Origin of the sequence: Microcoleus sp. Z1_B2 (assembly GCF_036700325.1) — a bacterium.
In the GTDB taxonomy this organism is placed as follows: Bacteria; Cyanobacteriota; Cyanobacteriia; order Cyanobacteriales; family Microcoleaceae; genus Microcoleus.
In genome coordinates, this window is the sequence record NZ_JAUBOQ010000047.1 from 46453 (window position 1) to 56526 (window position 10074).

Genomic DNA, 10074 nt, shown 5'->3' on the forward strand with positions numbered 1-10074 from the left:
CCAAAAATCTTGGTTTTTGAATGTCTATTAGTCCTTGCCTTTTAACCCAAAGACGGCGAATCCACCCACCAGTAAAACTCCTGCGCCTGCTACCCACATCAAGGGTGACGATCCTTGAGCAGGCTGCGCTTCTGCTTGCGATGTAGCTGGTGATGCCGGGGTTTCTACTTGCGATGTAGCTGGTGATGCCGGGGTTTCTACTTGCGATGTAGCTGGTGATGCCGGGGTTTCTGCCTGCGGTTTACCTCGCAATGCCTCCGAGTACAAAAACGTTGCCCCCTGCATCACAATCTGATTTCCCGGAACTAAATTGCCTTCTTTAATTTCCACCACATCTCCAGAGTCGCTACCAATCTGAACTGAGATTGGTTTGTAGGTTGTTCCTTCCTGGATGTAGACGAGCTTTTGCCCATTGGCATCAACTAAGCTGGTGCTGGGAACTTTGACAATACCTCCATCGGTTGTAGGGGCAATTGCCTCTGTCTTAATTCCCAATGCGGTTGCTTTACTGGCATCAACTTTGATCGGCTGCATAATCTTCGCCGCATCGCCACCTGCAAACTCGTTGTCATGCCCAACGTGCGCCAGCACCGGGGCCGAAGCCGTGCACAACACTAATCCCAAAACAAAACTAGATCCGTAACGGGCGATCGATAATGAACTTGAATTTAAATATTTCGATAGCATGGAAATTTCCTCCTCACATTTAGCGAACGGGGGTGATGAAGACAGCCACTCCTCTCAAGAGCAATCTATTCCTTACTTCAGAGTTGTGAACCTTCTCCCGCTAGGATGTCAGGGGGAAATAAAAATTTGATGAAAATTTGAGGCGAAGTCTAAAATTAGAGACCTCTAAGCTGTTGCGGCCTTTAAATTGTATGTCAAAAAAAATCAAAGTCTTGTGGGGAGTAGGGTTGGGCGTCCCGCCCGCCCTGAATATACAATTCAAATGCGCGACAGCTTATACCATTGCTCACTAACATGAGGTGAAAAGAGGGCATAGGAAGCGCCCACACCTCACTTCTTTGAGAAATGCTCTATTCCCCAAAGATTACAGCCACATTATTCCGAAATAAATCTAACAGCAACCGCCACCGTTATAATGCCAAGTCGAATCAGTAATTAACACCTTATCCGGCATCAATCCCCCCAACTTCCCAGCAGTTTTATCGCAGACAGCCGCCGGAACTCCCCGCTGCAAAACGTGACCTGCCCCGTCATCAAACAGCTCTTCAGACCCCGTATAAATCGCCGTCTTGCCAGTAAAAATGCAAGCTCCGTCATCCGGTACATCCACTTTGAAAGACACCGAATCCAGGCTTTCTAACAGCAAATCCGCATCCAATTGATAATTGTGTTTGTCCAGCAATCGGTAAGGACGGCGCGCCCGCACTTCGACTTGCCCAAAACCAACGTCTACAAGGTGTTGAACGTATTCTGCGTATGTCAAAGCGCCGGACAAACACAGGGCTCGCAAGCGTTGGTCTTCCTTCAAATGCTGCGGAATGGGGCGAGTTGCGATCGGATCGCTCATCAACAATCTGCCACCGGGTTTTAATACCCGATAAGTCTCTTTTAATGCTTTAGCTAAATCCGCTGGTTCAAAGATATTAAACAAGCAGTTTTGGGCGACAACATCTACAGAAGCATCCGGCACCGGCAAGGCAAAAGCATCGCCTTCACAAATTTCCACAAAACTCGGATCGAACCAATCATTTTCGTGGGCGGCTATTTGCAAGTTTCGTGCAGCCGCATCTCGCATTGCTGGAACTGGATCGACGGCAATAACCGCTCCTTTGTGTCTAGAAAAATACGCAAATTGTAGTGCTTCTAAGCCGCCGCCGACGCCTACATAAAGCACGAAGGGATTGCCTACAAGTTCGGCGGCGTGAACGGTTGTGCCGCAGCCGTAATTCATTTCTTGCATTTGTTCGGGAATTTTTAATCCTGGCAATTGCAAGGGGCTGCTTTGGACGCAGCAAAGTCCGATTTGGGGGGTTTCGGCAACATCGCTGTAGAATTTGGCTGCTGTTTCGAGGTAGGTCATTTTTTAGTGTCCTAATTTTTGATTTTTGACCGCAGATTGATCGCGGGCGGGACGCCCATGCCACGAAGCCCAGAAAGTTTTTGTTAGGTGGCAAATTCGACTGGATCGCGGGCGGGACGCCCATGCCACGAAGCCCAGAAAGTTTTTGTTAGGTGGCAAATTCGACTTTTTGTTCGGATTTTGGCTGATTTTTGGGTTCGGAAACTGTTGGTTCGGGAGGGGCTAATTCGCTGGTTGGCTGGCTAGCAGTTTCAGCGGCAACTGGTGGCGTTGGCGGTACAAGATTGGGAGACTGTTCTGGTATCGCGGGAGCGACTACTTTTGGTACTGGAGCTTTTTCTGTTATTTCTGGCAGGGCTGGTGGCTCTGAATGATTAGCAGGTTGGGGTTCTTGATGCAGGAAGTTGCGGAACCGATTGTAGTATCCTTTATATTCCTGTTTTTTTGTTTGGGGAGATTCTGTTGGGGTCGGTTCTATTATTTGAACTGGTTCTAAAATTTTAGGGGTTTCTAACTGTGGAGTTGCTGTCGGTGTCGGTTCTATTACTGGAATTGGTTCTACAATTTTCGGCGCTTCTAACTGTGGAGTTGCTGTTGGTGTCGGTTCTATTACTGGAATTGGTTCTACAATTTTCGGCGCTTCTAACTGTGGAGTTGCTGTTGGTGTCGGTTCTATTGCTTGAATGGGAGCAACTTCGGGAGCGACTGTGGGCTCTAAGTTCGGTTGGGTAACAGGGGTTTCTGGAAGCGTGGGTGAGGGTTGGACAACTGGTGTTTTTTCTAATGCAGGTGTCGGTGTCGGTTCGGGGGTTGGGGTTGGTGTGGGAGCGGGGGCTTGGTAGGTACGATCGACTATACCGCGAGTTTCTGCTGCTGTTAGTTCGCCCCGCACTAATTTTGAAAGAGGCTCTTGGCCGAGCGGTTGGAAATTTATCAGTCTGACTGTATTATTAAAGGCGTTTTTGACGATATTTCCCCGTTCGTCAATTAATTCTAGCTGTACCCAGTTTTTCCCTGGTTTGAATCCTTTAAGATATATAGGTTGCCACTGGTCGATCGCAAAGCTTTGGCCGTTGACTGTGGCTCGAATTTTCCAATCGAGTATTTCATCTTGGAAATTTTCTTGCGCCACTTCGTGCGGGGGGGCATTTGTCAAGTAAAAGTCGAGCAGGATGGGTTCTGCCCCGTAGCTGCCTTGGGGGCTGTTGTACGTTAATAGGGGCAATTTTCGATCGGGATTATTGTCGTCTGTTTTGGTAAAAACGTGAAAGGTGGTTTGAGCCACCGCACCTTCGTTTTTAAAGCTTTCTTCCCAAGGGCGGGCGGCGAACACCTGCAGGGTATGGGTTCCCGGATCTAAGTCGGAAAGCGTTAAAGGTTGGTTGATGTCGTAAACTGCTGCATAAGGTTGGTTGTCTAATAAAACTTGCAGATGGGGGCCCAAACCCAAGTTTGCATCTTTGAAAATGGGCAAGTCCTTCACTTGGAACTCAACAGATACATTTATATCCTGAAGCACTTCGTCAGGTTTTGGATTCAAAATACTAATTTGAGGCTGGTAGATTTCTAGAGCCTGACGCAGTTGTTGAATGGCTTCTGGGGGAGAAACCTCTGAGATTCTGTTTACTGGGGCGGTAGCTGAGCCGCTCTTGTTCCCTGGTTTGGGCAATTCGGGATGGCCCGCGCCACAACTTGCTAAACCCAAAATTAATACTGCTACTGCGAACAATGCCAGCAGCCTGCCCGCAACCGTTCTGTGCCAATTGATCCCAATCACGCAACCATACTCCTAGAAGCCTTCTCATAGGGAACTATAGCCCAAAAATGAATTTAGTATTGGGGAATTGCCGGCTTTGGAATTCCCAAGCCGCGTAGGAACCCGGATTGAGGCAGCAGCGGGCAACCCATCGTCTCCTACTTTTAATTGCTGTAGCCTTTTTCCCAAACATATATCTACAAATGAGTATTCCTAAATTACCTTATCTTTGAGTTTTGTAAAGTTAATGGCAGTACCCCTTGACTTTTTAGAGCGACTGTGGGATTTAAAGGCGTTATTACATCAAGAATAGAGGCTTTTTTAAGTATTGTTAACAAGCGATTAATACTCCTCTAGCAAGCTTATAATTCATAAAACTCCCTCAAAAGGAGCAGCCGTATCAAGTCTGAATCAAGGAGGCGATCGGCGGCTCCAGATAGCGAGAAGAGTTGGCAGTACCCAGTCACATTGTTAGCGACACTGGGAAACTGGCTTCTTCACAGAAGCAAAATGCTTGGGGAGACGATGCACCTGCGTCTAGCTCTGCAAAGAGTAAAGTGCAGTGAAGTGTCGGCTTTTTCGAGAATCCCCCGCCTAATCAAGCGTGGGGAGTGTCCGGTACAGTGTTCAGTTCTCGTTCCTTGTCTTACCGAGAGGAGAGTCTTCATGACCATTAGTCCTCCAGAGCGAGAGGTAAAAGCTAGGGTAGTAGTCGATAAAAATCCGGTTCCAACTTCTTTCGAGAAGTGGTCAAAACCCGGTCATTTTGATCGCACTCTAGCTAAGGGGCCAAAAACCACCACTTGGATTTGGAACCTCCACGCTAACGCTCACGACTTTGACAGTCATACAAGTGACTTAGAAGACGTTTCGCGCAAAATCTTTAGCGCTCACTTCGGCCACTTGGCAGTAATCTTCGTATGGTTGAGCGGCGCATATTTCCACGGCGCTAAATTTTCCAATTACGAAGCTTGGCTGACAAATCCTACAGCCATCAAGCCCAGCGCTCAAGTGGTCTGGCCGATTTTTGGTCAAGAAATTTTAAATGCAGATGTAGGCGGCGGCTTTCACGGGATTCAGATCACCTCTGGTCTATTCCAACTGTGGCGCGCCAACGGCATCACTAACTCATACCAGCTATATTGCACTGCGATCGGCGCCCTGGTAATGGCAGCTTTGATGCTGTTTGCCGGTTGGTTCCACTATCACGTCCGCGCTCCGAAACTGGAATGGTTCCAGAACGTGGAATCGATGATGAACCACCACTTGGCAGTTTTGTTAGGCTGCGGGTGCTTGGGCTTCGCAGGACAACAAATTCACGTGGCTCTGCCGATCAATGCTTGCATGGACGCGATCGATGCAGGTGCACCGCTGACAGTCGGCGGTAAGCTGATCAAAACAGTTGCCGACATCCCCCTGCCGCACGAGTGGATTTTGACACCGGGCTTGATGGCTGACATCTACCCGAGTTTCGCTAAAGGTTTAACCCCCTTCTTCACCCTCAACTGGGGCGCATATACAGACTTCCTGACCTTCAAAGGCGGTCTGAACCCCACCACAGGCGGTTTGTGGCTGACTGATACAGCACACCACCACTTAGCTTTGGCAGTGCTATTCATCGTCGCTGGTCATATGTACCGGACGAACTGGGGCATCGGCCACAGCATGAAAGAAATCCTAGAGAACCACAAAGGCCCCTTCACTGGTGAAGGTCACAAAGGTCTCTACGAAATCCTGACTAATTCTTGGCACGCGCAACTGTCGATTAACTTGGCACTGATGGGCTCTTTGAGCATCATCGTCGCCCAACATATGTACGCGATGCCTCCGTATCCGTACATCGCGACCGACTACCCGACTCAGCTATCCCTGTTCACCCACCACATGTGGATTGGCGGATTCCTGATTGTTGGAGCAGCCGCTCACGGAGCAATCTTCATGGTTCGGGATTACGATCCCGCTGGAAATGTCAACAACTTGTTGGATCGCGTGATCCGTCATAGAGATGCGATCATTTCCCACCTGAACTGGGTTTGTATATTCTTGGGCTTCCACAGCTTCGGTTTGTACGTTCACAACGACACGATGCGCGCTTTCGGTCGTCCTCAAGATTTGTTCTCGGATACCGGGATTCAGTTGCGTCCGATATTTGCCCAGTGGGTGCAAAACATCCACGCTTTGGCTCCGGGCACAACAGCGCCTAATGCTACGGAAATCGTTAGCCATGCTTTTGGCGGCGGTGCAGTAGTAGTCGCCGGCAAAGTAGCGATGATGCCGATCGAGTTGGGTACGGCGGATTTCATGATCCACCACATCCACGCTTTCACCATTCACGTTACAGTCCTGATTCTTTTGAAAGGCGTGTTGTTTGCACGCAGTTCTCGCTTGGTTCCTGACAAAGGCAACTTGGGCTTCCGGTTCCCTTGCGACGGCCCCGGCCGTGGCGGCACCTGCCAAGTTTCTGGTTGGGATCACGTGTTCCTAGGCTTGTTCTGGATGTACAACTGCATCTCGATCGTGATTTTCCACTTTAGCTGGAAAATGCAGTCGGACGTGTGGGGAACAGTATCGCCAGACGGCACAATTTCTCACATTACCGGTGGCAACTTCGCACAAAGTGCAATCACGATTAACGGCTGGCTGCGGGACTTCCTTTGGGCGCAAGCTTCTCAGGTGATTCAGTCCTACGGTTCGGCACTGTCGGCCTACGGTCTGATGTTCCTAGCTGGACACTTCGTCTTCGCCTTCAGCTTGATGTTCCTGTTCAGCGGCCGCGGCTACTGGCAAGAACTGATTGAGTCGATTGTTTGGGCTCACAACAAGCTTAAGGTAGCTCCGTCGATTCAGCCTCGCGCTCTGAGCATTATTCAGGGTCGGGCTGTGGGTGTAGCTCACTACCTCCTAGGAGGAATTGTCACTACGTGGGCATTTTTCCTAGCGCGAATCATTTCGGTAGGGTAAACTACCCCTAGGTTTTGGATTCTCGATTTGGGAGGAATCTCAAATCGAGAATCCAAACTCCGAACCGAATCCCTTCAATTTTGTTCAGGATTCAGGATTAATCAAGGCTTATGGCAACGAAATTTCCAAAATTTAGCCAAGACCTTGCCCAAGACCCGACCACACGGCGGATCTGGTACGGGATTGCCACAGCACACGACTTTGAAAGCCACGATGGCATGACCGAAGAAAATCTTTACCAAAAGATTTTTGCTTCTCACTTCGGCCACCTAGCAATCATTTTCTTGTGGACATCGGGCAGCCTGTTCCACGTAGCATGGCAAGGTAACTTTGAACAGTGGATTAAAGACCCTCTAAACGTCCGCCCGATCGCTCACGCGATTTGGGACCCGCAATTCGGCGCTCCTGCAGTAGAAGCTTTCACTCAAGGGGGCGCTTCTAACCCGGTGGATATCTCTTACTCTGGTGTCTACCATTGGTGGTTCACCCAAGGGATTCGGACAAACGCCGACCTGTATCAAGGAGCTATCTTCTTGCTACTACTGGCGGCTGTCTTCCTGTTCGCAGGTTGGTTGCACCTCCAGCCCAAGTACCGCCCCAGCTTGTCTTGGTTCAAAAATGCTGAATCTCGCCTCAACCACCACTTGGCTGGTTTGTTCGGTGTCAGCTCTTTGGCTTGGACTGGTCACATGGTTCACGTTGCTATCCCCGAATCTCGCGGACAGCACGTAGGTTGGGACAACTTCTTGTCTACCCCACCTCACCCGGCCGGTTTGGCTCCGTTCTTCAGTGGTAACTGGGGCGTATACGCCGAGAATCCAGATGCAGCGAACCATGTCTTCGGTACTTCCGAAGGCGCTGGAACCGCAATTCTGACTTTCTTGGGTGGCTTCCACCCTCAAACAGAATCCCTGTGGCTGACAGACATCGCTCACCACCACTTGGCGATCGCAGTTCTGTTTATCGTTGCCGGTCATATGTACCGGACTAACTTCGGTATCGGTCACAGCATCAAAGAGATGTTGGATTCTAAGGCTGGTTTGGTCGGCGGCAAGAGTGAAGGACAGTTCAACTTGCCTCACCAAGGCTTGTATGAAACCTACAACAACTCGCTGCACTTCCAACTGGCATTTCACCTCGCTGCTTTGGGTGTAATTACCTCCTTGGTAGCACAGCATATGTACGCGATGCCTCCCTACGCTTTTATAGGTAAGGACTTCACGACTCAGGCTGCGCTTTACACTCACCACCAGTACATTGCTGGATTTATCATGGTCGGCGCTTTCGCCCACGGAGCTATCTTCTTGGTGCGGGACTACGATCCTGAAGCAAACAAAGGCAACGTGCTCGATCGCGTGTTGCAGCACAAAGAAGCGATTATCTCTCACTTGAGCTGGGTGTCGCTGTTCTTGGGCTTCCACACTCTCGGCTTGTACGTTCACAATGACGTTGTAGTTGCTTTCGGAACTCCTGAAAAGCAAATCTTGATTGAACCAGTGTTCGCACAGTTCATCCAAGCTGCTCACGGAAAAGCTCTCTACGGCATGGACGTGCTGTTGTCTAACCCTGACAGCATTGCTTCTACCGCTTGGCCCAACTACGGCAACGTATGGCTCCCAGGCTGGTTGGATGCGATTAACAGCGGTACTAATTCTCTGTTCTTGGCGATCGGACCTGGCGATTTCTTGGTTCACCACGCGATCGCACTAGGCTTGCACACCACCACCTTGATCTTGGTCAAGGGCGCTCTGGATGCACGCGGTTCTAAGCTGATGCCGGACAAAAAAGACTTCGGTTACGCTTTCCCTTGCGACGGCCCCGGCCGTGGCGGTACTTGCGACATCTCTGCTTGGGACGCGATGTACCTGTCTGTATTCTGGATGTTGAACACCCTAGCTTGGGTAACGTTCTACTGGCACTGGAAGCACCTGGGCATCTGGCAAGGTAACGTGGCTCAGTTCAATGAGTCTTCTACCTACCTGATGGGCTGGTTCCGCGATTACCTCTGGCTGTATTCTTCTCAGTTGATCAACGGTTACAACCCGTATGGTACTAACAACTTGTCAGTCTGGGCTTGGATGTTCTTATTCGGACACCTTGTTTGGGCAACTGGTTTCATGTTCCTGATCTCTTGGAGAGGTTACTGGCAAGAGTTGATCGAGACTTTGGTTTGGGCTCACGAGCGCACTCCTTTGGCTAACTTGGTTCGCTGGAAAGACAAGCCTGTTGCTTTGTCGATCGTCCAAGGTCGTTTGGTTGGCCTAGTTCACTTTACTGTGGGCAACGTCCTCACTTACGCGGCCTTTGTAATTGCCTCGACAGCCGGGAAATTCGGGTAACTCTGAACTCTGGTTTCTAGGTAATTAACTAAAATCCCCTGCCTTCTGGCGGGGGATTTTTTTTATATTTGTGTCAATTACCGCCTATCGGGACTTAAACAAATTTTAAGCCCAAACAAAGCCTAAACTGGCTTTATAAGCGGAGAATACGTCCCAATTTTGGTTCAACCATTTCACAAACCTAAAAGATATGGCTGTCCGAAATGCTTCGAGTGCATCACTAAAAGTGTTTAAAGGTTTGTTTGCCCATTTGCGCCTTAATCCTCCTGTTAAGGTATGCCAGAGAATGAAAGTGTAGGCACAAAACACCATAATGAAATGTCTTTTCAGGCTGATTTCATCTCTGACTTGATATTCATTTAACCCCAACCAGCCCTTAGCTTCCCGATAGAAAACTTCAACCCAATTTCTTTGTGAATAAGTTCTTACTATCCACTCCTCTGTCGCTTTTGATAAGTCTACATTACTCATCAAATAATCTATTTCAGTGGCGGTCTCGAAAGTATCTGCATTCATGACGATGGCTATTACTTTCTTACCCGTGCATTTTGATAATTCGACTTCTTTAATTGCTACCCATACTGTTCTCGGTCGTTCGAGATTGAGTTGAATTTTTGTGAAAGCCTCTACAGGTAAGGCTTTTGTTAAGTTGTCTGCTCGAATTTCCTCTGTTTCATTTTCGGTTTTTTGAATTATTACTTTGCGATTTTTGGCGATTCCTCCGATGTATTTTAATTTGCGGTTTTCTAATTCTTGTAAAAAACTGGTGTTATTACCATACCCTGCATCCATCAATACTATTCCTGGTTTATAGCCTCTCGCTAAGGTTTTGTCGATTAAATTTATGGCTATTTCTGGCTTTTTCTTAAATTCAGGATCCTCCTTTCCCTCTGGCAGGGCGAACGCATCTAAATTTCATGTTAACATAATCTGGTATATTGGAGAAGAATTATTGAGTAACTACAAAACAT

5 protein-coding genes and 1 pseudogene are annotated in these 10074 nt (G+C 48.7%); 2 read left to right on the top strand and 4 right to left on the bottom strand.

The window, feature by feature from the left end; genetic code table 11:
• Positions 1 to 27: 27 nt before the first annotated feature.
• From QT984_RS23715 to QT984_RS23725, 3 genes are all read right to left on the bottom strand, one after another.
• Complete coding sequence (locus tag QT984_RS23715; RefSeq protein ID WP_333375103.1) at positions 28 to 687, bottom strand: hypothetical protein; 660 nt, start codon at positions 685 to 687, stop codon at positions 28 to 30.
• A 391-nt stretch (positions 688 to 1078) separates the two neighbouring features.
• Complete coding sequence (gene arsM, locus QT984_RS23720) at positions 1079 to 2047, bottom strand: arsenosugar biosynthesis arsenite methyltransferase ArsM (protein ID WP_333057327.1); 969 nt, start codon at positions 2045 to 2047, stop codon at positions 1079 to 1081.
• A gap of 148 nt (positions 2048 to 2195) precedes the next feature.
• Entirely contained in the window at positions 2196 to 3824 is a 1629-nt protein-coding gene (locus tag QT984_RS23725) for a hypothetical protein (RefSeq protein WP_333057328.1), read from the bottom strand.
• A gap of 645 nt (positions 3825 to 4469) precedes the next feature.
• Here QT984_RS23725 and psaA point away from each other — a divergent pair.
• Together psaA and psaB are read left to right on the top strand one after the other, a co-directional pair.
• Positions 4470 to 6764: a photosystem I core protein PsaA gene (gene psaA, locus QT984_RS23730; protein ID WP_333057330.1), complete on the top strand. Its 2295-nt coding sequence runs from the start codon at positions 4470 to 4472 to the stop codon at positions 6762 to 6764.
• A 110-nt stretch (positions 6765 to 6874) separates the two neighbouring features.
• Positions 6875 to 9103: a photosystem I core protein PsaB gene (psaB, locus tag QT984_RS23735; protein ID WP_333057331.1), complete on the top strand. Its 2229-nt coding sequence runs from the start codon at positions 6875 to 6877 to the stop codon at positions 9101 to 9103.
• A 105-nt stretch (positions 9104 to 9208) separates the two neighbouring features.
• On the opposite strand, the pseudogene QT984_RS23740 reads toward psaB, so the two are convergent.
• A pseudogene (locus QT984_RS23740) lies at positions 9209 to 10009 on the bottom strand (IS701 family transposase); the annotation flags it as partial.
• Between the last annotated feature and the right edge of the window lie 65 nt (positions 10010 to 10074).